Source organism: Vibrio qinghaiensis (assembly GCF_002257545.1).
In the GTDB taxonomy this organism is placed as follows: Bacteria; Pseudomonadota; Gammaproteobacteria; order Enterobacterales; family Vibrionaceae; genus Vibrio; species Vibrio ordalii.
In genome coordinates, this window is record NZ_CP022742.1 from 419,860 (window position 1) to 445,772 (window position 25,913).

General features: G+C 43.9%; 17 protein-coding genes. 7 read left to right on the forward strand and 10 right to left on the reverse strand.

Annotated elements, in window-relative coordinates; all coding sequences use genetic code 11:
* The first annotated feature begins 43 nt into the window (after positions 1–43).
* Both CCZ37_RS15180 and luxQ read left to right on the forward strand, forming a co-directional pair.
* Entirely contained in the window at positions 44–1,144 is a 1,101-nt protein-coding gene (locus CCZ37_RS15180) for an autoinducer 2-binding periplasmic protein LuxP (RefSeq protein WP_010319902.1), read from the forward strand.
* 15 nt (positions 1,145–1,159) lie between these two features.
* On the forward strand, positions 1,160–3,706 hold the full coding sequence (luxQ, locus tag CCZ37_RS15185) for a quorum-sensing autoinducer 2 sensor kinase/phosphatase LuxQ (protein ID WP_094501295.1): 2,547 nt from the start codon (positions 1,160–1,162) through the stop codon (positions 3,704–3,706).
* Between the two features lie 44 nt (positions 3,707–3,750).
* Here the strand turns inward: luxQ and CCZ37_RS15190 are convergent, their stop codons facing one another.
* The 6 genes from CCZ37_RS15190 to yccS all read right to left on the reverse strand — a co-directional run bounded on the left by CCZ37_RS15190 (position 3,751) and on the right by yccS (position 10,519).
* The gene (locus CCZ37_RS15190) at positions 3,751–4,416 is read right to left on the reverse strand and encodes a PilZ domain-containing protein (RefSeq protein ID WP_244187310.1); all 666 of its coding nucleotides are present in this window, start codon (positions 4,414–4,416) and stop codon (positions 3,751–3,753) included.
* A gap of 142 nt (positions 4,417–4,558) precedes the next feature.
* Entirely contained in the window at positions 4,559–6,103 is a 1,545-nt protein-coding gene (gene glpD, locus CCZ37_RS15195; RefSeq protein WP_094501299.1) for a glycerol-3-phosphate dehydrogenase, read from the reverse strand.
* A gap of 185 nt (positions 6,104–6,288) precedes the next feature.
* Positions 6,289–7,548: a hydroxymethylglutaryl-CoA reductase gene (locus CCZ37_RS15200; protein ID WP_029626763.1), complete on the reverse strand. Its 1,260-nt coding sequence runs from the start codon at positions 7,546–7,548 to the stop codon at positions 6,289–6,291.
* Between the two features lie 87 nt (positions 7,549–7,635).
* Entirely contained in the window at positions 7,636–7,935 is a 300-nt protein-coding gene (locus CCZ37_RS15205) for a hypothetical protein (RefSeq protein ID WP_094501301.1), read from the reverse strand.
* Between the two features lie 67 nt (positions 7,936–8,002).
* On the reverse strand, positions 8,003–8,227 hold the full coding sequence (locus CCZ37_RS15210) for a hypothetical protein (protein ID WP_010316984.1): 225 nt from the start codon (positions 8,225–8,227) through the stop codon (positions 8,003–8,005).
* Between the two features lie 126 nt (positions 8,228–8,353).
* Complete coding sequence (gene yccS, locus CCZ37_RS15215) at positions 8,354–10,519, reverse strand: YccS family putative transporter (RefSeq protein ID WP_094501304.1); 2,166 nt, start codon at positions 10,517–10,519, stop codon at positions 8,354–8,356.
* A 182-nt stretch (positions 10,520–10,701) separates the two neighbouring features.
* Here yccS and helD point away from each other — a divergent pair, with 182 nt between their 5' ends.
* Entirely contained in the window at positions 10,702–12,765 is a 2,064-nt protein-coding gene (helD, locus tag CCZ37_RS15220; RefSeq protein ID WP_167372447.1) for a DNA helicase IV, read from the forward strand.
* A 103-nt stretch (positions 12,766–12,868) separates the two neighbouring features.
* On the opposite strand, the gene CCZ37_RS15225 is transcribed toward helD, so the two are convergent.
* Positions 12,869–13,324, reverse strand: a complete 456-nt coding sequence (locus CCZ37_RS15225; protein WP_026027464.1) for a methylglyoxal synthase — start codon at positions 13,322–13,324, stop codon at positions 12,869–12,871.
* Positions 13,325–13,376: 52 nt separating this feature from the next.
* Positions 13,377–14,378, reverse strand: a complete 1,002-nt coding sequence (torT, locus tag CCZ37_RS15230; protein ID WP_094501310.1) for a TMAO reductase system periplasmic protein TorT — start codon at positions 14,376–14,378, stop codon at positions 13,377–13,379.
* Between the two features lie 88 nt (positions 14,379–14,466).
* On the opposite strand from torT, the gene torS reads away from it, so the two are divergent.
* The gene (gene torS, locus CCZ37_RS15235) at positions 14,467–17,364 is read left to right on the forward strand and encodes a TMAO reductase system sensor histidine kinase/response regulator TorS (protein ID WP_244187311.1); all 2,898 of its coding nucleotides are present in this window, start codon (positions 14,467–14,469) and stop codon (positions 17,362–17,364) included.
* A 142-nt stretch (positions 17,365–17,506) separates the two neighbouring features.
* Here torS and pyk read toward each other — a convergent pair whose 3' ends face one another.
* Complete coding sequence (pyk, locus tag CCZ37_RS15240) at positions 17,507–18,970, reverse strand: pyruvate kinase (protein ID WP_094501315.1); 1,464 nt, start codon at positions 18,968–18,970, stop codon at positions 17,507–17,509.
* Positions 18,971–19,156: 186 nt separating this feature from the next.
* Entirely contained in the window at positions 19,157–20,536 is a 1,380-nt protein-coding gene (locus CCZ37_RS15245; RefSeq protein WP_026028333.1) for an MFS transporter, read from the reverse strand.
* A 259-nt stretch (positions 20,537–20,795) separates the two neighbouring features.
* Here CCZ37_RS15245 and CCZ37_RS15255 point away from each other — a divergent pair, with 259 nt between their 5' ends.
* From CCZ37_RS15255 to CCZ37_RS15265, 3 genes are read left to right on the forward strand one after another with little or no spacing between them, the layout of a single operon-like run.
* Complete coding sequence (locus CCZ37_RS15255) at positions 20,796–22,148, forward strand: ABC transporter substrate-binding protein (protein ID WP_094501318.1); 1,353 nt, start codon at positions 20,796–20,798, stop codon at positions 22,146–22,148.
* Positions 22,145–24,493 (forward strand): ATP-binding protein, encoded by a 2,349-nt coding sequence (locus CCZ37_RS15260; protein ID WP_047689680.1) that lies wholly within the window; start codon positions 22,145–22,147, stop codon positions 24,491–24,493. Before CCZ37_RS15255 ends, CCZ37_RS15260 begins: the two co-directional genes overlap by 4 nt.
* Entirely contained in the window at positions 24,483–25,751 is a 1,269-nt protein-coding gene (locus CCZ37_RS15265) for a sigma-54-dependent transcriptional regulator (RefSeq protein ID WP_094501320.1), read from the forward strand. Before CCZ37_RS15260 ends, CCZ37_RS15265 begins: the two co-directional genes overlap by 11 nt.
* Positions 25,752–25,913 lie beyond the last annotated feature (162 nt).

The following is a 25,913-nucleotide window of genomic DNA, read 5'->3' on the forward strand; positions in this document are numbered from 1 at the left end:
CATTGTGTATCATTTAATCCAGAAGTTAGTGTACGAGAATGCCATGAGAAAAATCCTGTTCCTTTCATTTGTATTTAGTGTCAGTTTGGCAGCCTCCACTCAGGCTGCCGCACAAGTTTTAAATGGCTATTGGCGATATCAAGAGTTTTTAGATCTTAATCCTGCGCAACAGGTTCTTACCGACCAGATGATACAGGCAGTGCGTCAACCTCCTGCTGCACTCTCAATAGAGCAAGATAAACCCATTCACATTTCTGTTGTTTATCCAGGCCAACAAGTTTCCGATTATTGGGCACGCAATATCAAAGCTTTTGAGATGCGTTTAGATGAACTTGGGATCAGATACCAAATTAATCAGGTATTTACTCGTCCGAATATTGATATTCGTCAACAAAGTTTATCGCTGATGGAAGCGATCAGAAACAAATCCGATTATTTGGTGTTTACGCTTGATACCATCCGGCATCGTAAATTTATCGAGCAGTTGTTAAGCTCAAATCAAACCAAAATTATCCTGCAAAATATCACCACGCCAGTAAAAAGTTGGGGAGATCGGCAGCCTTTTATGTACGTGGGGTTTGATCATGAAATTGGCACAATGAAGCTGGTGGATTACTACAAAAAATCGGTGCCAAAGAATAGTGCTTATTCTGTACTCTATTATTCTGAAGGCTATGTTAGCGATGCACGCGGCGATAGTTTTATCCAAGAAATGAGTCGGGACAGTAAATATCACTTGGCCTCTTCGTTTTATACAAAAGCGACACGAGATAGTGCATTTGATGCAACTTTGCATATCCTTAAACAAACACCAGATATTAATTTTATTTATGCATGCTCTACTGATGTTGCACTCGGTGCCATGGATGCGCTGCAGCAGCAAAATAGAGAAGACATTACTTTAAACGGCTGGGGTGGTGGTGAGGCTGAATTGGAAGCGTTACAAAATAGTACACTTGATGTCACTATTATGCGTGTCAATGATGATGCAGGTGTTGCTATGGCGGAAGCCATTAAGTGGGATCTTGAAGGAAAACCGGTACCTACGGTTTACTCTGGTGATTTTGAATTGGTAACCAAAGAGGCGTCTTCAGCGTATATTGATAAGCTCAAAAAACGAGCATTTCGTTACTCTGACCATTGATATATCGAGCCATTAATGAGTTTAAGGTCAAGCAGCGTCAAGAAAAAACAAAAGATAGCCACCGTGATTACCAAATCAATGATTGCGGTAATTGGCGCGTTGACGCTCAGTGTTTTATTTCAAAGTTATCAGATCAGTAGCAAAATCATTGCTCAAGAAGTGCAACGTACGGCTTCTCAAACCTCCAGTCTTATTCAGAATCTCTTTAACTTCCGTCTTTCATTACTGCAGGTAAACCAAGATAGCAGCGCAAAAAATACAGGCTTAGTTAAAGCAATTCGTAAGGGCGATAATGACAGCATTGATCAGTTCTTTTTTGGGGTTGACCAGCTAGAAGTAACCAATACGCCAGATATTCGTTTCATTTCTGATTCTGACAGCCTGATGTGGGAAGATGGCAATGCGCAGTTTTATGGTATTGAACAGAACGAGCTGGTAAACATGTCTCATAAAGTTGCGTTAAGTAATAACTGGCATATGATCAAATCGCCTTCTCAATTGGGCTATACCTACTTAATGCTCAGACGTACACCCGTTATTGACTCACCATCTGGGGAAGTGATTGGCTTTTTGCATCTTGCTAGCGTACTTAACAACAATTACGTGCTGGCAGAAACATTACGTGAAGGCAGCAACTCAGAAAATCTCGTGATGACGACCGGTGACAAGGTCTTAGCCTCAACAATTAATGGTGATGATACCTACACGGAACATGATCTTTTAGACGATAATTTTGACGCCTACAGTTTTGCAGATTACATGTTAAGCCGTACCGAGTTAACCACTGAAGGGGTACCAATTTATATTAATGTTCTCAGTGTGCAGAGTAATAAGAACGTATTGCAATTGCGTGAAAATTATTTTTTTTGGATGATTTTTGCTCTTTTTGCCATGGTGATAGTCTCTATTTTGACTCGTTGGTGGTTACATCGACGAGTCAAAATAGAGATCAGTAGCTTGATGAATTACACCCGCAAAGCTTCTGAAGCGGGGAATTATGAGCTTTTTTCTGGTTCTAAAATCTATGAATTTGATCACTTCGGCAGAACGCTAGAACACACATTTCAACGTTTATCTGAGCAAGAAAAACAATTTGAGGATCTGTTCAATTTTTCACTTTCGCCCATCATAGTGTGGAGTATCGACGGCGATATCATCAAAATGAACCCATCCGCAAAAAAATATTTCATGCGTCGCAATGATCAGCAGCAGTGCATTTTTGATGCATTAAAGCAGGAGTTGCAGCCAAAGATACGCCTTGCGGTTGAACAAGAAACTTTCCGAGAGATAAATGTTGAAGTCGGGAATAAGGTTTTTCGTTGGAATTTATCACCCATTATTTTTGAGCAAAGAATTGAGTCAATCATCACCCAAGGACAAGATATTACGACAATCGCCGAGGCGGCTAAACAGAGCCGACTCGCAAGGCAAGAAGCGGAAGAGTCGGCGCGTATTCGTGCTGAATTTCTTGCAAAAATGAGCCATGAATTGAGAACACCACTGAATGGAATTTTGGGTGTTTCTCAATTACTTAAGCGTGAAATTAGCAACCATGAGCAACTTGAGCAAGTGAATGTGTTATGCAGCAGTGGTGAACATTTATTGGCGGTGCTTAATGATATCCTTGATTTTTCAAAGATAGAGGAGGAGCAGTTTAGAATTCAAGAGTCTGATTTTAAGCTGGTTGAAGTCATCTCTGCTGTGGAAAGTATCTATCGACCTTTATGTGCCGAAAAAGAGATTGAGTTCAGCCTGAAGAGCAATATTCCGCCTGATATGATGATCCATGGCGATCAAGTCCGCCTGAACCAAATTCTGTTCAATCTATTAAATAATGCCACTAAGTTTACCCACAATGGGCTGATTAGCATTGAGTTCCAGCAAAAGAATAGCAGCCATCTGTTGATTTCGATTAGCGATACAGGTATCGGCATCAGAGAGCAAGATCTCGCGCTTATTTTTGAGCCTTTTACTCAAGTAGAATCAAACACCACACGAGAATACGGCGGGAGTGGTTTGGGGCTTGCAATTGTCAAAAGCTTGATTGAGATGCTTGATGGTACAGTAAGCGTAAAAAGTCAATTTGGTGTAGGTACGACGTTTTCTATCAAACTCCCATTAGTTGCAGTCAGTGGCTGTAAGAAGGAGGTAACATCCTATGCGTCTACTCCACCACATGAGCTGTTTGAAAAACCAATCAAAGTGTTGCTAGTCGAAGATAACCATACCAATGCTTTTATTGCTCAAGCATTTTGCAAAAAATACCGTATGGAAGTGTCAAGAGTGGAAGATGGCCTACAGGCGATTGATTATTTGAAAGATCATCCAGTGGATCTTATCTTAATGGATAACCAACTGCCTTATTTAGGAGGGGTTGAAACAACCCATTTGATCAAACACGAGCTGATGATGGATGTACCTATTTATGCGTGTACAGCTGATGGTATGCAATCGACTAACGAAGCATTCATGGCTGCAGGTGCAGAATATGTGATAGTTAAACCCATCAAAGAGAAAGCATTGCATGAGGCTTTTTGTCATTTCCAAAAACGGCAGAAATAAAGTACAGCGCAACATTCTTATACGGTTTTTTATCTTATAGAATGCTACACGCTACTTGCCATAAAAGCGCGTTCTAAAATTTCTTTTTTCAATGCAGCTGTCATTGCAATTGATTCAAGAAATTTAACGCCAACTAACACTCCTTGACCTTGTTGACGGACACTGACGATTTGGCAAGCGAGGTCTTGTGGTAGAAGTGGGGACAGTGTGGACTTTATCTCAATAAACATATCTTTTTCTAAATGATGTACGCTAGGAATAAGTAGTGCACAGCCAGAAATCGAAAAGTCGACCAATTTTCCTTTTAATTGGTGCTCTCCTTCATACACAATTGCCGGTAAAGAGAGTTTGTAGCGTTCGTGCTCTCGGATCGCTTTGGTCACAAAGTGATTAGGAAACTTGATAAACAGTAATCCGAACGGTTTGGAAATACTGCGAATAATCGATGTTTTGAACGCGAGTATATGACCTAATTCCGTGTCACAAATCCCACGTAGAATAATTTGGATATTAACTATTTTGCGCATCACCAAGTCTTCACGTGCTTTGATGGGCATATCGATCAATACATATCTTTCACGTTTACACCCGATAATTGTCGTTGAAAAGTTATAAGAATCTTCAGGCCCAAATTCGACTGTGGCGAGGATTTTCATGCATGGCTTAAGGAGTTTGATGAGTTCGTCGCTATTAGTATTCGGAATTGGCATTGAGTGGTATCGTCGTTGCGAAAATATAGCTTTACTATAGCGCGTGATTTTTACGTCACCTACTAAGAAAAAGTAAAAGCTCTCAGAAGATCATGTTTCTAAGAGCTTTTCTCAAGTTTAATGCTAGTGGCTACCTCTTGTGTTAAGCACTGATGCGCTGACACTCACAGGTTGATGATTGGTCGATATAATCATTTAACTGAGCAATTTGCTCAGTGTTAAATGCTAAGCCGAGTTTACTTCTGCGCCATAGGATATCTTCACATGAAGAAGCAAATTCATGATCTAATAGATAATCGACTTCGCGTTGATAGAGCCCAAACGCAAAATGTTTACCCAGATCAGCACTGCTTTGCACATTTTCGAGCATCGCCAAAGTTCGGCTTCCGTAATTAGTGACCCAGCGGTTAATGGTTGCTTTATCAATATCTGAGAAACGTTGTTCGAGCTGCTGTTTGAGCTGTGCTGGATAAAATTCTTCTCCACCGGGCAGTGGTTTGTTTGCGGTCCAACAGTCAGACATTTGATTAAAAAATGGTTTTAATTGACCCATAGCAGATTCAGCTAACTTGCGATAAGTGGTTAACTTTCCACCAAAAATAGAAAGTAGTGGCGCATTATCAGCTTGTTGATCGAGAGAAAGTGTATAGTCACGAGTAATCGCTTGCGGTGAATCAGACTCATCATCACACAGCGGGCGCACACCGCTGAAGTCGGCCACAATCTCATCCAATTTGACCTGATGGATAAAGTGCTTATTCACAACATCCAATAAGTACTGTTTTTCTTCGACGCTAATTTTCACTTGACGAGGATCACCTTGGTATTCGACATCAGTGGTGCCTATCATTGAATAGTGATCAAGATAGGGGATCACAAAGACGATCCGTTTATCTTCGTTTTGTAAAATATATGCTTGCTCTTCATCGTGAATTTTCGGCACGATAATATGTGACCCTTTGATGAGCCGGATACCGTAGGGAGAAGTAATTTCAATCTGCTCATCAATGAACTGTTTAACCCAAGGACCTGTTGCGTTGACAAGCGCGTGGCTGCGGCGCGTAAAACGAGTTTGTGTTTTTTCATCAAACAAAGTCACATGCCATAACTCGTCAACACGACGAGCTGATTCAACGCGGCAATAGTTTTTTACTTCGGAACCGAGTTCACGTGCTTGCATCGCATTCAGTATCACTAAACGAGCATCATCGACCCAGCAGTCTGAGTATTCGAAACCCATTTTCATCTCATTTTTAGTCACCACACCTGCGTTAAGGGCTATTTTTTTGCTGGCAGGTAGTGAGGTTCGTTTGCCTAAATGGTCATAAAGGAAAAGTCCGGCACGAATCATCCAAGCAGGCCTTAGAAAAGGGCGGTGTGGTAGACGAAATCGCATTGGTTTTGCAATGTGAGGCGCTTTGCGCAACAGTACTTCGCGTTCAGCCAATGACTCACCGACTAAACGAAATTCATAATGTTCTAGGTATCTTAACCCACCATGAATTAATTTTGAGCTCGCAGAAGAGGTAGCGCTAGCAAAATCTTTTGCTTCATACAGGCCAACTTTCAGCCCGCGGCCAGCTGCATCGACGGCGATGCCTGCCCCATTGATACCGCCACCGACAACAATAATGTCGAGCACATTGTTTTCGGCTTCAATCGAGTTGCAAACAGAATGGTTGTTCATTGAGCGTACCTATTTCGTTTTTGTTCTGTAATGTTCGTATGAAACCATTCTTTAGTCAAAATAGTTAGTTTTTTGTTTTTTTATTTTGATCTCGATCATTATTTTCTAATGCATATGCTCACTTAACCAATAAAAAAGGCGCTACGTCTTCACGTAACGCCTTTTCGGTTGTGAAAAGTAATACCTCAACGAGCGAGTTTACGATGAGCGCGTGAAAAATGGCCAGCGCAGAACGCACCGACAATAGAAAGTTCACCAGCCAGACAGAGTGATGCTGCCACTTCGGCTAACGCTTGCGAATGACCAGTACCGTGCAGACCGAGAATATCCAAACATGCTTTTTGACTCGGTAACCCTGTACCGCCACCAACGGTCCCTAACATTAAATTGGGTAAGGTTACACTGGCGTACAAACCACCATTTTTGTCCACTTCCATGCGTGTCATACCAATTGCCGATTCAGCAACGCAAGCGGCGTCTTGCCCACAGGCAATATACAAAGCAGCGAGTGCATTAGCGTAATGTGCGTTAATGCCTATCGCGCCGCTTAATGCCCCACCAACAGTCGTCATTTGGCCAAATTGCATCATAGACTGTGGCGTCGTATGCAGATGTTTATGGATGAGTTCGGCAGATAAATGCACCTCGGCAGTCACTTTTTTTCCTCTCACACTACGCAGTGTTTGGCTAGTGGCTTTTTTATCACCCGATAGGTTGCCATCAAGGAATGCGTATTCAGGCTGCACAGGAGTATTTGCCAGAATGGTTTGGAACACGGCATTGGTGGCAATAGTGACCATGTTTTGCCCTGATGCATCGCCGGTTAAAAACTCAAACACGAGGTAGACATGGTTCCCTTCAATATTGACATTAATGTCTGACAGTTTTCCGTGTGCTGTCGTGTTTTCTGCAACTTGTTTAAAGTGGTCATATTGAGTCACTATCCACGCCACAAACTGCCCAGCTTCGATTAAGTTATAAAATGCAAAGCCTGGCGTGCGAGTAACGCCTTCATTTAACAACATGGCGCTTGCACCTCCTGCCGCAGTGAGCAATTTTGCACCACGATGATAAGAGGCAACCAAAGCGGCTTCGGTTGTAGCGAGCGGGACGAGATAATCACCTTTGGCAAACAGTCCATTGACTCGTAATGGCCCTGCGATCCCAACTGGAACTTTGACTGTGCCAATAAAATGCTCAATATTTTTGTGGTAGCAGAGCATATCTTGCTCTGTTGAGTCATCTAAAAGCGCACTTTTGCTCGTTCGCGTGTTAAGTACTTGCCAACGGCGCTCCACATTTTTTGCGGTTAAATACGGACTTGGTGTTAATTTGAGCGTTGGAGAAGTGAGTTTGGGTTGGAGTGTTTGCTCTAGCTGCTGGGCTGATATATCACCGCACAAAATAGAAACATAATTTCTTCGATGCTGGTTTAGCTTAGGCATAGCGAATCATGGTAAAGAATTTGCAGGCATTGTACTGACCATGGATATAAACACAATATTTGCTTGTGTTGCAAGTTGTGTGAAGAGTTAGGCTTGGATATCCAATATTGAGCCAAGCATGTCTTGATCTCGCTGGATAATATTGGTACCAATGCGGTTGTATTGTGTGGCTTGGTTCAATTTCAGTAGGCTATCAATTGCTTCAGGTTTATCTTCAGTCTTAGCAACAACTTTATCAAACTCAACTTTATTAAAAGCAAGCGCTTTGTCCGCCTTATCAACAGGAGAGATGTCTTTTTCCATATTAAGCTCACTAGCGGCCTCTTCAACCATTTTATTTGACTGATTGATCAGTTGATAGCCAGAATGAACACCAGATATAGACATAAGCTTACCCTCGTTGATGTCTAAAGTTTAGGTTCCGTTTACTTTTTGCACAAGAAGAAAATTGTAACTAGGAAAAGAGGCTCGAAAGCACATTCAGCTCATCATCGGTGAGCAAGCTGTTCGTTTCATGTTCCAAAGAGTGCTTTATTTCGCCTTGTAATAAACGCAGTTGTTGGGGTGTCAAATGCTGTAATTGTGATTTTAAAGACTCAAATTGATTATGCGTCATCGACTCATGCCTCAGTAAAAAATGCGCTGCCTTCTCACCGCGGTAAGTTTGATGTCCTTTCATGGCCTTACACCTGTAAGAAAATACTTAGTCTGAGATTATTCTCGATGTGGCGATTTTTTGTCCGAAAAATGTCAAGTTATAATAAGAGAAAGGTGAGAGTCGCTCGAAACTAAGCCGCTCTCATTATTACGACAGTTGCTGGTTTACACGGACGGCGAACTTGCTGGCGAGAGAGTGAAGCTCAGGTAGCATGCGATAAATGAGGTGCAGCTGTTGTAAGACCATTCTTACCGAGCTTTCATCTTCTTCACGCCATTCGGCTAAGCGTTTCTCTAAGCCTGCATCGTCAATGTCGCTGGTATCGCATTCATCACAATGTTCATAAAGTTGTTTGTGCAACACCTCTAAGTGGTGGTGGATCACTCGGTGGGTTTCAAGTACCAGTTGGTGCGTTGCTTCATCTTCGATGCGTGTCCGATGGGCTCCAAGAGCAGAGATATAGCTGAGCAGGGCATGGTTTAGTGTCAGAAAACGGAAACTTTCATCGATTGCTGTGCGATATTTCCCTGGTTCTGCCAGCATATTACTGATTGCTGCGGTTAAATTTGCGTCTTGGTTGTGAGCATTGCGCCGTGAGATGCGATAGCTCAAGCTATCTTTCTTACCGATACGGTACTGGCCAATAATCTGTCCTAAATAAGCTTTGTTGGCATCGATCGCATCCGCCATGACTTTATGTAAGCGTTTTGATTGCCAGTCAGGGAGAATCAGCACTACCGCTGCGACGGCCAGTGCGCAACCAATTAAAGTATCGGCAAGTCGAGGTAGTACCACGGCGTAACCTTCACCCAATTGATTAAAGCAGAACAGCACTAAAAGAGTAATAAAGCCCGTCGCATAGCCGTAGTTGTTTAGTCTAAAGGCGAAAAACATTACCCCTGATAGTACGATAAAGACCAATTGGCTTTCTGGCGATGGGAACAAGGTTAAGAGCAGCACGCCTAAAAACAGCCCCGATAACGTGCCAATGATTCGGGCCGTCAGTTTTTGCCGAGTGGCTGAGTAGTTTGGCTGACAAACAAACAGTGTCGTGAGCAAAATCCAGTAGCCTCGTTCAATACCAAAACCTTGGATGATTCCGTAACCTATGGTAAGTGCGATAGACATACGCAGCGCATGTCGAAACAGCATCGAATCTTTATGCAAATTGGCTTTAACTCGCAGCCACATGGCTTTGAGAGTATGAGCTTCCGTATCATCCAATACTCCCTCTTCGAGCTTATTGACATCAGGGTTGCAGATGTTATTTAGTTGCTTTTCTACTGTTGCCAAGTTGTTGAAAAGATAGCCCAGTTGTGCTATCAACATTCGCCAGTCAGGGCGTTGTTGTTCTTGTAGGTAGTTTAATGAGCTTTGCAATTCGTCTAGAGCCATGATTGACTCTGAATGGTGCTGATAGCTCCGCCCTAGCTGGATTGATTGGGCAATTTCACGGCAGGCTTTCGCTTGTGTTTCGAGTAAATGCTTAAAGCGAAACAGTACATCTGAGCGGCCAAAGTGCTCGGCAAGTTCTTGATAGCGATAATGACTTGAGCTGACGCGTTCATGAATATCTTGCGCTAGAAAATAAATGTTGAGAAAGCGGTCACTGGCACCATCAATATGGCCTCTTTTTGAACGACTCAACAAAGTGGCTTTACATTGATTGAGTGCGGTAACCGTTGCCGCGTTTAAATTGGCTTCAGCAATTCGATATGGCTGAGGGACTAAGTTCGATACGGGATGGAAGAGATGGCTTTTGGACTCAAGATAATTGGCCAATTGCAAAAAAACATTCGCTAAGCTTTGCTGTACTGGTTGCATTGGCCAAAACATATGCCAAATCATCGACATGAAGTAATACCAAGCCGCACCCGTCAGGAGCAAAACGGGTTGAAACCACAAATTCACGCTTTGGTGTGCACCCAACATAGTGTAGATGGCGATGAGTAAGGAGCCAAACGCAATGCTGGCATAACGTGGCCCAATGGCGCCAAGAATGATAAAACCAAACGAGGAGATAAATAACCCAATCGCAAACAGTGGCGGGGTATGGAAAAGCAGTTCGATGGAAAAAGCAGCGATGGCAAAGCAGATAAATGTCAAAGTGAGGGATTTTAGCCGTCCACTGAAACTGTCATCACTTTCAGCCAGCGCTGCGGCAATTACGCCGAGGATCAGTGGTGTAATCCAAGTATTGAGGTTGTAGTGCCACGCAGGAATGACCACGCCTAATAGGGTGATCAAAATGAGAATGCTGTAATTGACGGTTTTATTCGCCCAATAAAGGCGAATTTTGCGAGAAAGCGGCACGATACTTCAACATCCAAAAAGAAAACCATAGTGTAGCAGAAACCTTGATTAACACTCTGATCAAGATAAAGAAAAACGTCTACTTGATTACAAAATCACCCACAGCAATCTTGACATTAATTTTTCAATGCCCACTGTGATTGGTATATCATATTCACATTCTTATAAAAGAGCATAAAACCATGCAGCTGAGCGCAAATAAGCCTGCACAATTTCTCATTCAAGACGAATATAACCAAGTTGAACTTGACCAACAGCGTTTGATTATCTCCTCGGCTGTCAGCGAAGAGCGGATCCCGTTTACGGTTTGGAACGGTAAAGTCCGTGTTAAGCGTGGTTTGTTTTGGGGAGCATTGCAGTTTTTTGCGCATGAAGATGAAGGCGTTCAGCAATCATGGTTGGTGCAAGGTTTGCCTTGGCCCGAGTGCCGACAGTTTGCCCATACGGCGGTAGCGGCTTATCAACAATGGCACAATCGTCAATGTGTGCAGTTGAGTCAGTATCTGCCTCGCTGGGAGCAAGAGCTCAATCGCTTGAAGCGTTTACCCTCTTTTTTGCCACACTCCTTATTGGATGTTTGGGCTTTACAAGTGGAAGCCGACTTTGCGACGATGGACATGAAATTAGCCGAAGCACGTCAACGGCTACCTGATGCTATTGCTCAGCTCTCGCCTTGGCTTACGGATCGCTCGGCGTCCCTTGCCCAACGAAATCAACACTGGCTTGAATTGGAACGTCAAAACTGGGAAGTCTTATTCTCTCAAGTTGAAAGTTCTCCACTTAATTTGTCGCAGCAACAGGCAGTGCTACTCAATGATGATCACAACCTCATCCTAGCGGGTGCAGGTTCGGGCAAAACCAGCGTTTTGACGGCGCGTGTTGCGTATCTACTCCAGAGTCACCTTGCACAGGCCCACGAAATTCTACTGGTGGCTTTTGGTCGCGATGCGTCGAAAGAGATGGAACAGCGATTAGATAGCAAAATCGGCATGGCGGCGGAACGCGTTCGCGTTAATACCTTCCATCAGTTAGGACTGAAAATTTTAAACGAGGTCGAAGGGCGAGAAGCGATCATTTCGCCTGTAGCTCTAGACAGTAACTTAAAGTTGGCATGGTGTATTGATTGGTTGAAGAAACATTGGATGACGCCGACCAATTTTAAGCGTTGGCAGAAGCATTTATCTAAATGGCCAATTGCTTATTTAGCTGGTGATGATGAACTGGGCAGCCATGTTGAAAACCCCAAGCTGATTGCATGGTTGGAAAAGCAGCTTGAGCAACTGGCTATGCTTGGTCTTGGAAAAAAGGAGCTGCAACAACGTTTGATTGACCATCCAGACTATTCACGGCTGAACAGTGAGCTCTCTTTGTGCTGGCCATGTTACCAAGCTTGGTTACAAATGCTCAAAGAGCAAAATCAAATTGATTTTAATATGATGATCAGCCGCGCAACGGAATACGTTGAAAAGGGCAAATTTAAATCGAATTGGAAATTCATCATGATCGATGAATACCAAGATATTTCACCACAGCGATTGGCGTTGATCCAATCTTTGTGTGAGCAACAGCCAGGAGCGTGTAACTTGTTTGCAGTCGGTGATGATTGGCAGTCAATCTATCAATTTGCAGGTTCTGACGTTGATCTTACGACTGGGTTTAGTGAACGCTTCCCACACTCGACGGTTCATTATCTGGATAGGACTTATCGTTTTAATGATCAGTTGGGTGCGGTGGCTAACCAGTTTATTCAAGCCAATCCGAATCAGTTACCAAAAACACTTAACAGCTTCAAGCAGCAAAAACAAAAATCAGTTTTTATTGCACCAAGCAACAACATTGAAAAGATCTTGGATCAACTCAATCGCCAAGCGAATCGTACACAATCTGTGCTACTGCTTGGACGAAACCATTATCATAAACCAGAGCGGCTTAACGACTGGAAAAAGCATTACCGCTCACTCAATATAGAATTTATGACTTGTCATGCCAGTAAAGGTAAAGAAGCCGATTTTGTGATTGTGCTCGGTGTTGATGAGGGGCAGTTTCCGGCTCGAGTGAAAGCGCTGCATATCGATAGTGCATTGAGCCAATCGAATGATGATTTCCCCTACGCCGAAGAGCGCCGTTTATTCTACGTTGCAATGACCCGCGCTAAAGAGAAAGTGTGGATCACGCACTCGGGCAGTGGCTCGGTTTTTGTTCGCGAATTGCTATCAGGGGATTACCCAGTGGTGAAGCAGAAATAACGCATCCTTTGAAAGGGGATGCGTTCACGCAGGCGATCAAGTTGTCTTATGTGGTGATTTGGATTTTGACTGTGTGTCTCTGTGCGTATGTGAAGGTTATAGGTTACATGCGTTCAGCTAGATAAGCTTGGTAATCAGGGATCTCGATATCGACCTCTTGCTCTATCAACTGTGAAGAGAACAAAAATTTAGCACTGGCGCGGTTTGTGGCAACTGGAATGTTCCAAACGCTGGCAATTCGTAGCAGAGCTTTTACATCGGGATCATGCGGTACGGCATTGAGTGGGTCCCAGAAGAAGATCAACACATCAATTTTGCCTTCAGAAATCAACGCACCAATTTGTTGGTCGCCACCCATCGGACCGCTGATCATGCTTTTTATAGCAAGGCCAGTCTCTTTGCTGAGCATGTTGCCAGTGGTTCCTGTCGCGTATAAAAAATGGCGCTGTAGTTTTTCTTTATTTTCTTTTACCCAGCGAAGTAGTTCTGGTTTGCAGTTGTCGTGAGCGACGAGAGCGACATGCTTATGCGCAGGCATAGTCCGAGTCGTTGTTTGCATTGAAGAGTTCCTATGATTCAAATCAGTATGTTAAATAGCGAAATCGCCACTTTTATTCAATCTCTTTTACGCTAAAAGTCGGCCTATATTCAGATGGAGATAACGAATCTGCAATTATCTGCGGATTGAGTGACATAGGCGTTAAGGATTCGATAATCGGTGCGGCTTTTTTTTCATAAGGTTGCTGATTGAAAAAAGCCGCAGCTTGTTGAATGGAAAGCCTGCCTTGCTCGACCATTTTATCCGTTGGCGCAAATTCGACTCGGCCACGCAGTAGCCCGCGGTAGACGCCATGACTTAAATAGGTTGCCACCAAACCGATGTGGTTTGTCATCCCTGAGGTTCTCAATTCGCTGATCGCCGCTTCAATCGCGACGGCGCTGCCCACAATATAGCGAAGGTCAGCTCGCTCCAGCGCTTGTTGTACTAAATTACGCTGCAGTTCTTTATCGTTATCTGCCCATAAGTTTTCGACTACGTCTATATCACTACCTTGTATTGCGCGATAAAAACCTTGGCTAACAGGTTTTGTTCCTCCACTTGTTTTTGGACCAAGTAGTAAAGCGATCTTAGTTTTACCACTGCCTTGTGGGTGCTTGTCAGCAAGATATTTTCCCGCGTAGTACCCCATCCAATACCAATCGACACCCACTTGACCTTGTAGCCGCGCAGACTGCTGCTGATTGAGAATGAGTTGATTAACCGTTGCAAACACAGGCGTAGAAGCGACGTATGTACTTAAGTCCGTTGTGTAAAGATCCGGCGCAACTGTACCGAGAATGATCGCATCAGCGCCCCAACGAACGCACAATGAAAGCTGTTCTTTTTGTCGTTCGTGATTAGGATAACCACCTGATTCTAACACGCGTAAATTCAACTTCTGTTTTCTCGCCTCCTCAACCATTCCATAGTTGACTGATAACCAATAGGAATCTTTGAGGTGAGGGTATAAAGCGCAGACTTTCTTATGGGGTTCGGCGAATGTTGTGCTGCTAACCAAGCTTAAAATCAGCAGTAAAAGCGTTGGGGAAATAAGGTTTAAGATCAATTGCATTCGCTATTCGTTGGCATAACGTGAGTAAACACTGCAAAATATAGCCCATTCCGGGTTGCTTAAGAAGTAATGTTTGAGGTTGGGTGCCATGTTGTTAGCCAAAGCCAGTATTGGCCGAAAATTAATGTTGTCCTTTTCGGCAATGGCCCTGCTCGTTTTGTTATCGGCGTTGATCGGTGTGTTTGGTTTTTCGCTGGTGGCTAAAACCGAACGTAATGTGGTGAATTCTGCCATTCCTTCGATGCTGGAAGCGCGTCAAGTGTCGGAGTTAAGCACACGAATCATTACGTCTGTGCAAATGTTAACCAACTCTAAAACAGAGCAAGAGCGCCAGCAGTATGGCAAAGCGCTTTTCGATCAGCTTCAATCTTTGCTTAATCACATCAAGCAGTTGGGTGCCGATTCCTTTGATTCAGAACTGCTGACGCGCCTAGAAAATGATGTTCAAAGCGTTATCGATACACTGGCTCAGCTTGGTATTACGGTTGAGCGTAAGTTGTATCTGGCACATGACTTAAGTGTTCGAGTGGAAGAGATGCGGCAACTGGCACTGCAATTGGAAGAGCTGACGCGCACTCAAGTGCTCAATACCAGTACCATCGCAGTGGCGAATGTGACGCACATTTATGACTTGCTACAAGCCGATAAAACGTCACAAGCGTACCAAGCGTTAGATGCTCTAGTGGAAGTGGACCTCGATCTTTCAGAGCGCTTGCATGAGCTTCATTTAATGGCGTTCAAAATGCTCAGCCACATCGAAGAGACACGCACGGTTACCGATGTTGAGCGAATCCAACAAATCCAAACCGAGTTTTTGCATAACCTCACCATCATGCAGCGCAGAGTACGCGCGGTAGAAGACCCGACGCGTTCGAAGCAAATGACAGAGCTGCTCAATGCGCTGGAAAAGCGCAAAGTGGTTTTTCGGGTTTTGCAGCAACGTTATGATAACGAACAGGTCGCGAAATCGCTCACACAAAATACCTTACTACAGTTTTCAGATCTCAATACCACCGTCAGCCGCTTAGTGGATGACTCCAATCGTACAACGACCCTCGCTGTTGAGCAGCTCTCTACAACCTTGAACGTGGCCCAGTATACATTGACCTTATTAAGCTTGGTTGGCCTTCTCATTGCAGCTTTCATTATGTGGAAGGTCGTCTATCTGTCGGTGGTAAAACGTTTAGCCGAATATTCATCGGCACTGTTATCCATCGCAAAAGGGCAACTGCAGGTGGAAGTGGCAGTCCAAGGAGAGGATGAACTGGCGCAAATGGGGCAGGCGATCATCACGGCTCGCAATACCGCGCAGTCTCTTAAAGTTGTAGCGGAAAGTGAAGCGCAGGCGAGAGAGGCGTTACAAGAACATAAAGAGCATTTAGAGGAAGTGGTTACCGAGCGAACAGAGCAATTACAACACACCAATAAGAAACTCAATATGGAAGTGTTGAATCATGCCAAAGCTCGCAACTTAGCCGAGCAAGCCAACCGCGCTAAATCGGCATTTTTGGCCACCATGAGCCATGAAATCCGCACACCAATGAATGGCGTATTGGGCACGGCTCGTTTATTACAAGAGATGCCATTAACCGTTCAACAGCGCCAGTATGTGGACGTGATTAACCGCAGCGGCCACACCTTGCTGTCCATTTTGAATGATGTGCTGGATTATTCAAAAATTGAGGCCGGACACTTAGAAATTCGCAATGCCAACTTTAATTTGCATCAAATGGTGGACGATGTTTACCAACTGATGAAAGGACGTGCTGAAGAAAAGTCGCTTGAATTTACCAAGCAGATTGAACTGGATGTTGCTCCTTTTTGGGTGGGTGATATGACTCGCTTAGGTCAAGTGCTGACGAACCTTGTGGGTAATGCCATCAAATTTACCGATCAAGGTTATGTGGATATTTATGTCAGTCTTGATGCTGAAATGCCTAATCAAGTGACATTTGAAGTGTCGGATTCCGGTGTTGGAGTCAGTGAACAGGATCAAATCAGGCTGTTTGATGCGTTTACTCAAGCTTCCAGTGAGCAAAGTTACAAAGGCGGTACTGGGCTTGGTTTGGCTATCAGCAAACGGCTTGTTGAAGCCATGGGCGGCGAGCTTAAGCTTGAATCAGATTTAGGCAAAGGAAGCCGTTTTGAGTTTACTGTTCCTTTACAGCGAGGAGAGGCAGTGAATGACGTGGTTAAAAGGCCGATAGCCGCGACGCGAGAGGCCAACATCTTGCTGGTGGAGGATAACCCTGTCAACTGCATGGTTGCTGAAGGGTTTTTGGCCAGTCTCGGTCATAATGTGCTCACCGCGAAAACAGGCGCTGAAGCTCGGGTTCTGTTTAGTGAAGACAGGTTTGATATCGCACTGCTCGATATTAATCTACCTGACGTTAATGGTGTTGAGCTGTTGGCGCAGCTCAAACGTATCGAAAGTGAACAGTATTCGCATCTACGCCCCACACCGATGATTGCTATTTCGGCACATGTGTTTAATGAAGAGGTGGAAAGCTATTTAGCGGCTGGTTTTGATGGCTATTTGCCCAAACCTTTAGTCAAAGAAGATCTTGCACAACTTGTCCAGCAACGTATTGAACACAATACCTTACCCGTTGAGTTGATTGTGCCTACGCACGTAACCTCGGATAGCCAAAAATCCGCTCGTCCGATCGTGGACGAGCGGATCCTACTCGCGGATATTGAGGTGCTAGGGCGTGACAAGATGAATGAAATCATTGAACTGTTCGCCGATTGCACGCATGAATACCTACACGAGTTTCGCCAATCTAGGGAACAGGCTCAGGTCGTTAAGTCGTTAGCACACAAATTGAAAGGTTCAGCTGGCAGCTTAGGTTTGCATGCCTTGTTTGATCTGTGTTTAGTCATTGAGAAAAGTGCTGACTCTGCGCAAACGTATCAAGAGCTACAAGCGGAATTAGAAGCCTTAGCCGCTCAATCTATTTATTCGCTGAGGTTACTGTTTGTATAAATAATTGGCTGTTGGCATCATTAAAAAGGGCCTGCGACAAGCGCAGGCCAAGTTCCCTCTGGAGCAAGGTTTTTAGGGGGAGGTGTTGAGATCACTGAATAATTTTAATGATCTCATGATTAGCGGCGCAGAACCCTACATTCTACGCGGCTAATTCTTTTACTACTGGCAACGTCAATAAACGACAGACGTTAATATTACCCACGCCTTCGATCGATTCTAATTGTGTCATTAAAATGGATGAAATATGGCGGTTAGCCGCGTCTTGTGCCAGAGCGTTAAGCACTTGCTGAGACAGCAAATCTGCTTGCGTCGCTAATGATGGAATATAGGTTGGTGTAACGCCGCGCAAAATGGTTAATTTACGCAGCAGTTCAGGCCTGTCGGAGAGTGCCCAAATGGTAGCTTGGCTTTGACAGCGAGACATCAACAGGGGTGTTTCTCCCTGTTGAGTTAAAATGGCGACCCCAAGATCTTTGTGAACCTTAGTCGCCGATATCATGGAAGAAAGCGCGAAGCTTTTGCCCGCATCGCTGCACAAATGATGCAGTTTATCCCATGAATTTTGCGCACAGCCTAACTCTTGTTCTGCACCATGAGCGATACGCACCATCGCTTCTACTGCTTCAATGGGATAGCTTCCCGCCGCTGATTCTGCTGACAGCATAATAGCGTCAGTGCCATCAATAATCGCGTTCGCTACATCAAGCACTTCTGCGCGTGTTGGCAGCGGGTTGTCAATCATCGACTCCAGCATCTGTGTTGCGGTGATAACGGGTTTGCCTAAATAGTTTGAGCGCGCAATCAACGCTTTTTGTACGCCGGGTAGGCGAGCATCACCGATTTCAACGCCTAAATCACCACGAGCAACCATCACTACGTCGGATGCATTGATGACCGCGTCCATATTTTTTTGATCGCTCACCACTTCGGCTCGCTCTACTTTGGCGACAATGTGTGCATGACAGCCAGCTTGTACCGCTAACCGGCGCGCTTCATGTAAATCCTGGGCATTACGTGGAAATGAGACGGCTAGAAAATCGGCTTGGAGTTTCGCGGCAGTGATGATGTCTCGTTTGTCTTTGTCCGTCAGTGCTGGCGCGGAAAGGCCACCACCGAGCAAATTAATGCCTTTGCGATTAGACAGCTTACCGTTGTTTATGACGCGAGTTTTTACCCACTGCTGTGGTTTGTTGAGTTCTTCGACCCGGAGTTGTACTCGGCCATCATCAAGCAGTAAAGTATCACCCAATTTCAAGTCTTGAATCAGCTGCGGGTAATCTAAGCCCACACGTTCTTGGTTACCAGCCATTGTAGGGTGAAGCCCATCGAGAATAAATGAGTCACCAGCTTTTAGAGTGATCGCACCGTCTTCAAAACAGGAAATACGGATCTTAGGTCCTTGTAAATCGACTAATATGCCGACACTGACACCAAGCTTTTGTGAAATGTCACGTACTAACATCGCGCATTCAATATGCTCGTCAGCGGTGCCGTGAGAAAAGTTTAAACGTACAACGTTAACACCAGCATTAATGAGCTTAGTGATCATTTCACGGCTTTGGCTTGCAGGGCCAAGCGTTGCAACGATTTTTGTTTTACACATAGTGGTATCCTATAACGACACTCGCTATAGCCATTTTACTTGAAGTTATGGTGGTGCTAATTGCACTTGTCCATTGCTCTCGGCCTACATTTGGTCGATTTTTCAAGTGATTTGGATATAGAAAATAAGAATGAAAATAAGAAAATAACAGGGGGGATTATCCCCCTGTATCAAGGGTGATATAGATTAGAGACTCGGTTTCGTTTCCAGTATCTGGCCCGTAGGAGCATCAATATCCGTTACTTTCTTGGCATTCCATACCGTAGTCGCAAGCAGTAAAGAAATCACGCCAGCGGCCAACCAGAAATATTGTGCTTGAGTAAAGTCATATTTGGTTACGCCATCCACTTCCGTCATTTTAATCAATGATGAGGACACCAGTTCTTGAGCCGAAGCGGCTAAGTAAGAGAACAAACCAATAAAGCCCTTTACGGCACCAACGGCATTTTTAGGCATTAAGTCACAAGCCGTTAGGCCAGCAAGAAATACGACAAGCCCACCAATCGCAAAGCCAATTAAGCCTAGAGCAACAGCATCTACCATACGGTTATCGGGGCCGAAGAACATCAAGCACATACCTGCAATGTTGGCAAATCCGTAAAGTAGTGTTGGGATATGACGGTTAGCGTTGAATACTTTATCTGAAATGATACCAGACAAAATAGCTCCCGCGAGGCCTGCAATAGGGTAAGTGGACATTGCAAAACCAGCATCAATCAGTGAATAGCCTTTGGTTTCTTGTAGGTACAACACCGCCCAAGAAGACATCGCATAGCGAGAGATATACATCGCGGCACAAGCAGCGGCAATCAGCCAGACCGTCGGTTGCTTCAAAATGAACAGTTGAGCGCGACGTGTTTCCTTTGGATCGTTGGCTTTTTTGAACTCGGGCTCTTCACCAAATGCTGTTGCAACATCAGGTAAACCATAGGTCTGCGGACGATCTTTCAGTACAAAGAACATAATCAATGCAGCGATGATGGCGGCAATGCCCGCACCGATGAAACCTGCTTGCCAGCCTAAATAACTCACTAGCGTTGCTGTTAGGATCCAAGTGATGCCTTCGCCGATATTTCGAGATCCTCCCCAAATTGAATAACGGCTTCCGCGCTGTTTAGGTGAGAACCATTGGAAAAGCGAGACGCAAGAAGGCGCAGAACCCACCGATTGGAACCAACCATTGACGGCCCAAAGTAACACAAAGAAGAATGCCGTGGTGTTCAACCCCATGAATATGGCAGTGGCACCAGAAAGCAGTAGTGAGAACGACATAAATCGGCCGATGTTGGCGTAGTCAGAAAGGAAACCGTTCGAAAACTTACCAAATGCGTAGGTGAAGAAGAAGGCTGATCCCATGATCCCGAGTTCTTCTATCGATACGATGCCGGCATCAAGCATCGGTTTTTTAACGACGCCTAAACTCATACGAACCACATAGAACATGGCGTATCCAAAGACTAAGCCTAAGAATACTTGCCATTGAAAACTTTTGAAACGCGATTGCATTGCGCCCTCAGAGCTATCCGATAGCGGTAGATCTGGGCGAGTTTTAAAAAAGTTAAGCATGGAGCTCTCCATTCATCAAATACTAAATAGGGTTGTTTCGTTGTCGGAATGCATCTTCAAACAAATGGGTATGGGGCTCAAAAGTGCCAATTTGAGGCAGAAATGACTCAAATTGAGAGTGTGAATGGGTCAAAAATGGGAATTCAGCGAAGGGTAAATTATGTTTTGCTGATAAAATTGAAATTGTAATACGCTGTTTTGCGTCATAACTGACACAAATGTTTAATAATTTATTTTTAGCTAAACGGTAGAGTTTTGAGTGAACGCACAATTTTTAGGGTTTTATGATTTAAAAGCGGTTTCCCGTTCTTGTACCTTATTACGCTGGTGCAAATGGATGGTGCTACTAGGATCGATAGCGGCGGCTATCAATACCGCTTATGCAAAAGAGAATGAGTTAGTCATACTGACCACATTTTCACGTGAACCCTTGCTACCTCTTATTGAAGAGTTCAGCAAACAGTATCAAGGGGTTGATGTGCAAGTTGTCCATCGTAGAGCACAATCGAGCATTCAACTGCTTAATAAAAGCTATATCCAGAATATTGATGTAGTGCTGAGCTCATCGCCTTTTTTAATGCAGCATTTAGCAAATAGCAATAAGCTCGCAACCTTACCTGCCCATTTGCAACCACCAGAATGGTTAAAACCCTACATGTTACCGCCAACTGATAAAGTCGTGACGATAGGCTATTCTGGCGCTGGTTTGGTATGGAATCGTGACTATCTCAGCTTACATCATTTACCGACGCCTACGTCGTTCACCGATCTGGCTAATTTTATCTATTTTGACCACATCACGATGAGTACCCCAACACGTTCGGGTACTACTCAGTTAATGGTCGAGAGCATTCTTGCTAAATATGGTTGGCAACAAGGGTGGCGGATTTTACTGAACGTGGGGGCAAATTTAGGGACAATTTCCTCACGCAGTTTTGGTGTGAGTGATTATGTAGCCAAAGGGCAATTTGGGATAGGCCCAACGATTGATAGCTATGCCAGCATATTAGAACGAAAATTTGAGCACGTTCAATTTCGCTATGATGAAAGTTTTACCCTAATGCCCACATACGTCGCCCAAGTGAGCCTGCGTGAAAATGATCAATATGCGAAGGCATTCATCGATTTATTGATGTCAAAATCGGTACAAACGAATATGGATAGCAATGATTTTTCTAAACATGCGATAAACGATAAATCCCTGTTTAATGAGGCATATACACAGTTGTCCATGGCATCCATTACACATCGTGAGGAGTTAGTTAACTTATTGTTTGAAATTGCGATTACCAAACGCTTACCTCAGTTAAAAGACACTTGGCTCGCAATCAATCATGCTAAAACCAAGTACGCACACAATGAACCAGCTCTGAAGCTCATTGAAAATATTGAAACTCGAGTGTTCTCTTTACCTGTGACCGAAACAGAGTTAGCCGTGGTATATCAGTCATGGCAAAAAATCAGTGTTGATGAAGTGCAGTATGAGACACACTCCGCCGCCATTTCTATGCAAGTAGCGGAACTGACGCATCGTTGGAAGATGCAGTTGGCATTAACCTTAGAAGAAGCTTTGTCCGATCTAAAAAACTTGGACCGGGTCGATACGCCATGATTTTTCCGAAATACAACACGATTGGCGCGAGACTGGTTTTGGCCTTTGCTTGTAGTACCTTGCTGTTGACGATTGTCAGCATCGTCGCATGGGGAACATGGAATAGTTTAGATAATCAAGTGAGCGAGCTGCTTGATAAAAGTGTTCCTAAATATAATGCCAGTTATCTGCTCGAAAGCAGTAGTTCGGAAATTAAAAGACGGATCGAAATCATCTCAAATACGCGTAACAAAGTTGAGTTGGATGAGCAACGGCAACGTTTGGATAACAATTTAACGACGATCAGCAAAATATTAAGCGAGATTGAATTGAACAGCGAGCAGCAACGGCTGCTTGCTGGGTATCAACGGCTACGTAATCTTAGTGAGCAATTTGGTCTTCTGGTCGGGCAACGGATTGATCAAAGTCGTCAAATTGAGTTACTTCAAGAGCAGATCCAATGGCTACATCAAGATATTGGTTCTGAGTTGACTCCGCTGCGCCAAGAAATACAGTGGCAGCTAGAGCGTAAAATGAAAGGTAATGAAAGCGACATGCTGTTTGCGAGTTTAGGGGCTGTCCAGTCTATCCTAGATGGTGAGGCTCAAACGTTTATGTTCGCAAAAGAGCTCATCCAATCTAAGCATATTAGCCAAGTGAATAATGGCATGAAAGTACTACAGTTCCGCCTTGAAGAACTGTACGCACAGAGTGCGCCGATTTTTTCACAACCTGCAACCATCGCCTATCAACAATTACTCAGTGAGCTAATGGATGTATTGAGTTTGAATGGCTCTTTCCATCAAAACTTACGTTCTATGGTGCGTTTAAATGCCCAGCTTGATGATATTCGAGCTGAAGTTCAGCAGCAGCTTCTCCACCAACATACTGATATTGCGATGTTGGTCGCCAACGCCGATGAGTCGTTTGTTCAAGCGAAAAAAGAGACCACGGAACTGGTTTCTCATGGTAACCGTATTCTGTTTGTCTGCTTTAGCTTATCGATCATTATCAGTTTGTTTTTGACTTACTATTTCATCAATCGTCGGATTGTGGGCCGACTTAACCGCCTTAGCGACAGTTTAGATGCCATCATTCATAATGATCTTTCACACCCTATTGTGGTAGACGGCAGAGATGAAATTGGCCGGATCAGTGAAAAATTGGTTCAGTATGGTAAAAAAGTGGAGGAAATGGACCGAACCAACGCACTGAGTTTGATTAACAATACGCAAGCGAGTTTAATCACTTGTGATTTGGATGGTTATATTGAATCGGCTAACTTAAGTGCTCGTGTTCGCTTGAATATAGACCAGAATGAGGACCCGAAAGCCTTTTGGCTCTGTTTTTCAACGTCAACTCAATCGCAGTTGCAAGCACTGTTTAACCCAGAGGCTAAGTTGATCGAAAATGGTGCAGATGTCATTACGCTATCGTTAGGCGATGTGGATAAACCTTATTACTTGCGCTTGTATTTACGTAAGTATACCCACGGTTTAAGCGATAAAGTTATCATCACGATTACGGATGTTACCGATCAAGAGCACGCTAATCGACTATTAGAAGAGCGAGTTCGAGCAAAAACTCATTCATTACGTGAAAAAAACCATCAGTTACTCGCTGAAATTGAGCAGCACCACCGGACCGAAAACCATCTTAAAAAAACACAAAGTGAGCTAGTTCAAGCCGCTAAAATGGCGGTGGTCGGGCAAACGATGACCAGTTTAGCGCACGAATTGAATCAACCATTAAGCGCGATGTCGACTTATCTCTATAGCGTAAACCTTGCTTTAGAGCAGAAGAAAACAGAGCAAATCAGACATTCCATCGATCATATTGAACATTTAACAGAGCGAATGGGCAAAATCATCAATGGGTTACGTCATTTTTCTCGTAAAAGTAGCAGTGATGAAACCCTTACCCCTGTCTTGATTACTGATGTTATCGGTCAGGCTATGTTGTTGGTTGAAACGAAAGCGAAACGCCAACAAATAGTATTGCAAAGCCATATTCATCAACCAATACAAGTCATTGCAGATCAAATCGGCTTGGAACAGGTATTGATTAATTTGTTGGTAAATGGCTGTGAAGCGGTTGTGGGATGTGAGCACAAAAAAGTTGACGTGATATTGCTGTCGAGTACGCCAACGCATCACGTTGTTGCAGTATGCGATTCAGGGGCTGGATTTGCTCATGATGTCGTTGAAAAACTCTTTACGCCCTTTACCACGACCAAAGAAGTAGGGTTGGGCTTAGGGCTGAATATTTGCCGCTCGCTCATAGGAAAAATAAAGGGTCAAATTTATCTTGCCTCAACAGTCAGTCGAGGTGCAATGGTCGTGCTGGAGTTGCCTTATGAATCATAATTATTCTGTTTTATTGATTGATGATGACCAAGATGTCCTTGACTCATATTCGCATCTTATGTCGATAGCTAATTTGCCGTCAAAAGCACTTCTTAACCCCACCAAAGCGTGTGAGTTTATCCATTCTGATTGGGCTGGAGTGATATTGCTTGATGTCTATATGCCACAAATGAACGGCATTGAATTGCTTAAAGCGATTAAATCGATTGATGAGCATATTCCTGTGATTGTCATTACTGGCCACGGAGACATTCCTATGGCGGTAGAGGCGGTCAAAATAGGGGCATGCGATTTTCTTGAAAAGCCAATCAATCCTGCGGAGTTATTGAGCTTAGTGAAGAAAAATCTCGATATTCGTCGTCATTTTGTACAACAAAAAACGGCTATGGCCAACTCAATCAAATGCGAACTCATCGGAAAATCCGCTCAAATGGGGCAAATTCGCCACCATGTTGCTCAGTATTCAATGCTCAACAGTCATGTTGTTATTTGTGGAGAATCGGGTGTTGGGCGGCATACTATTGCATATCTCATCCACCAACTGACACAGGGTAATCATGCTTCATCGCTGGTGGAATTAACCGTTTCATCAGCGACCACGCTCGCACAGATTGAACAAAAATTAGATGCAAGTGAAAACGGTACATTGCTAATAGACCACATCGAATTACTTTCTGAAGAATTGCAGCGTTATTTGACTCAGAGGATGCTTAACCAAGAACGCCTAAGCAAAGCTCGAACGCGCGTGATTGCTATTTTAGGTACGGAACCTGAAGCCTTGATTACGGCTAATCGGTTGCAGCCAGAGCTCTATTATTTGCTAAACCAAGGCGTGATAGAGGTGCCTGTACTTCGACATCGTCCCGATGATATCGCTACTTTGTTCCATTATTTTCTCAAGCAGAGCTGTAAGAAATTGGCGAAACCTTTGCCAGCGGTAGAACTGAGTTATTTGTCGCTACTGCGTGCACATCAATGGCCGGGAAATGTACGAGAGCTGAGAAATGTAGCTGAATTATATGCGATAGGTATTGTAAAACTGACGGGAAAAGAGCGTTTGTACAATCAGTCTGATCTTTTATCACCGCTTGATGAATTGGTGGATGATTACGAAAAGCAAATCATTGAAGATGCATTATTTCTCCATTCTGGTCGCGTCGCTGACGCAGCAAATTATCTGCAAGTACCGCGTAAAAAGCTCTACTTACGAATGAAAAAACATGGTTTAGAAAAGGATGACTTTAAAAGTCGTTATTAGTTTTTCAATTTTAGGTGGTGGATCAGTTTGATAATGCTGGCATGGTAATGAAAGGCCGCTACATAAAGTATCCAATACAAAAAAGTACAAAAAAAGCAGCGCCCAATTGCGCTGCTTGATGTAGCTGAATCTATGCTATTGGAATGCGGAAATCACGATTCA

What these genes read in the sequence shown, in the direction of transcription:
- CCZ37_RS15245 (WP_026028333.1), bottom strand. Translation starts at nt 20,536, where the DNA reads ATGCTTAACTTTTTTAAAACTCGCCCAGATCTACCGCTATCGGATAGC.
- torS (WP_244187311.1), top strand. Translation starts at nt 14,467, where the DNA reads ATGTTGTTAGCCAAAGCCAGTATTGGCCGAAAATTAATGTTGTCCTTT.
- CCZ37_RS15210 (WP_010316984.1), bottom strand. Translation starts at nt 8,227, where the DNA reads ATGAAAGGACATCAAACTTACCGCGGTGAGAAGGCAGCGCATTTTTTA.
- CCZ37_RS15260 (WP_047689680.1), top strand. Translation starts at nt 22,145, where the DNA reads ATGATTTTTCCGAAATACAACACGATTGGCGCGAGACTGGTTTTGGCC.
- CCZ37_RS15190 (WP_244187310.1), bottom strand. Translation starts at nt 4,416, where the DNA reads ATGCCAATTCCGAATACTAATAGCGACGAACTCATCAAACTCCTTAAG.
- luxQ (WP_094501295.1), top strand. Translation starts at nt 1,160, where the DNA reads ATGAGTTTAAGGTCAAGCAGCGTCAAGAAAAAACAAAAGATAGCCACC.
- glpD (WP_094501299.1), bottom strand. Translation starts at nt 6,103, where the DNA reads ATGAACAACCATTCTGTTTGCAACTCGATTGAAGCCGAAAACAATGTG.
- CCZ37_RS15205 (WP_094501301.1), bottom strand. Translation starts at nt 7,935, where the DNA reads ATGTCTATATCTGGTGTTCATTCTGGCTATCAACTGATCAATCAGTCA.
- helD (WP_167372447.1), top strand. Translation starts at nt 10,702, where the DNA reads ATGCAGCTGAGCGCAAATAAGCCTGCACAATTTCTCATTCAAGACGAA.
- CCZ37_RS15180 (WP_010319902.1), top strand. Translation starts at nt 44, where the DNA reads ATGAGAAAAATCCTGTTCCTTTCATTTGTATTTAGTGTCAGTTTGGCA.
- pyk (WP_094501315.1), bottom strand. Translation starts at nt 18,970, where the DNA reads ATGTGTAAAACAAAAATCGTTGCAACGCTTGGCCCTGCAAGCCAAAGC.
- CCZ37_RS15225 (WP_026027464.1), bottom strand. Translation starts at nt 13,324, where the DNA reads ATGCAAACAACGACTCGGACTATGCCTGCGCATAAGCATGTCGCTCTC.
- CCZ37_RS15200 (WP_029626763.1), bottom strand. Translation starts at nt 7,548, where the DNA reads ATGCCTAAGCTAAACCAGCATCGAAGAAATTATGTTTCTATTTTGTGC.
- torT (WP_094501310.1), bottom strand. Translation starts at nt 14,378, where the DNA reads ATGCAATTGATCTTAAACCTTATTTCCCCAACGCTTTTACTGCTGATT.
- CCZ37_RS15265 (WP_094501320.1), top strand. Translation starts at nt 24,483, where the DNA reads ATGAATCATAATTATTCTGTTTTATTGATTGATGATGACCAAGATGTC.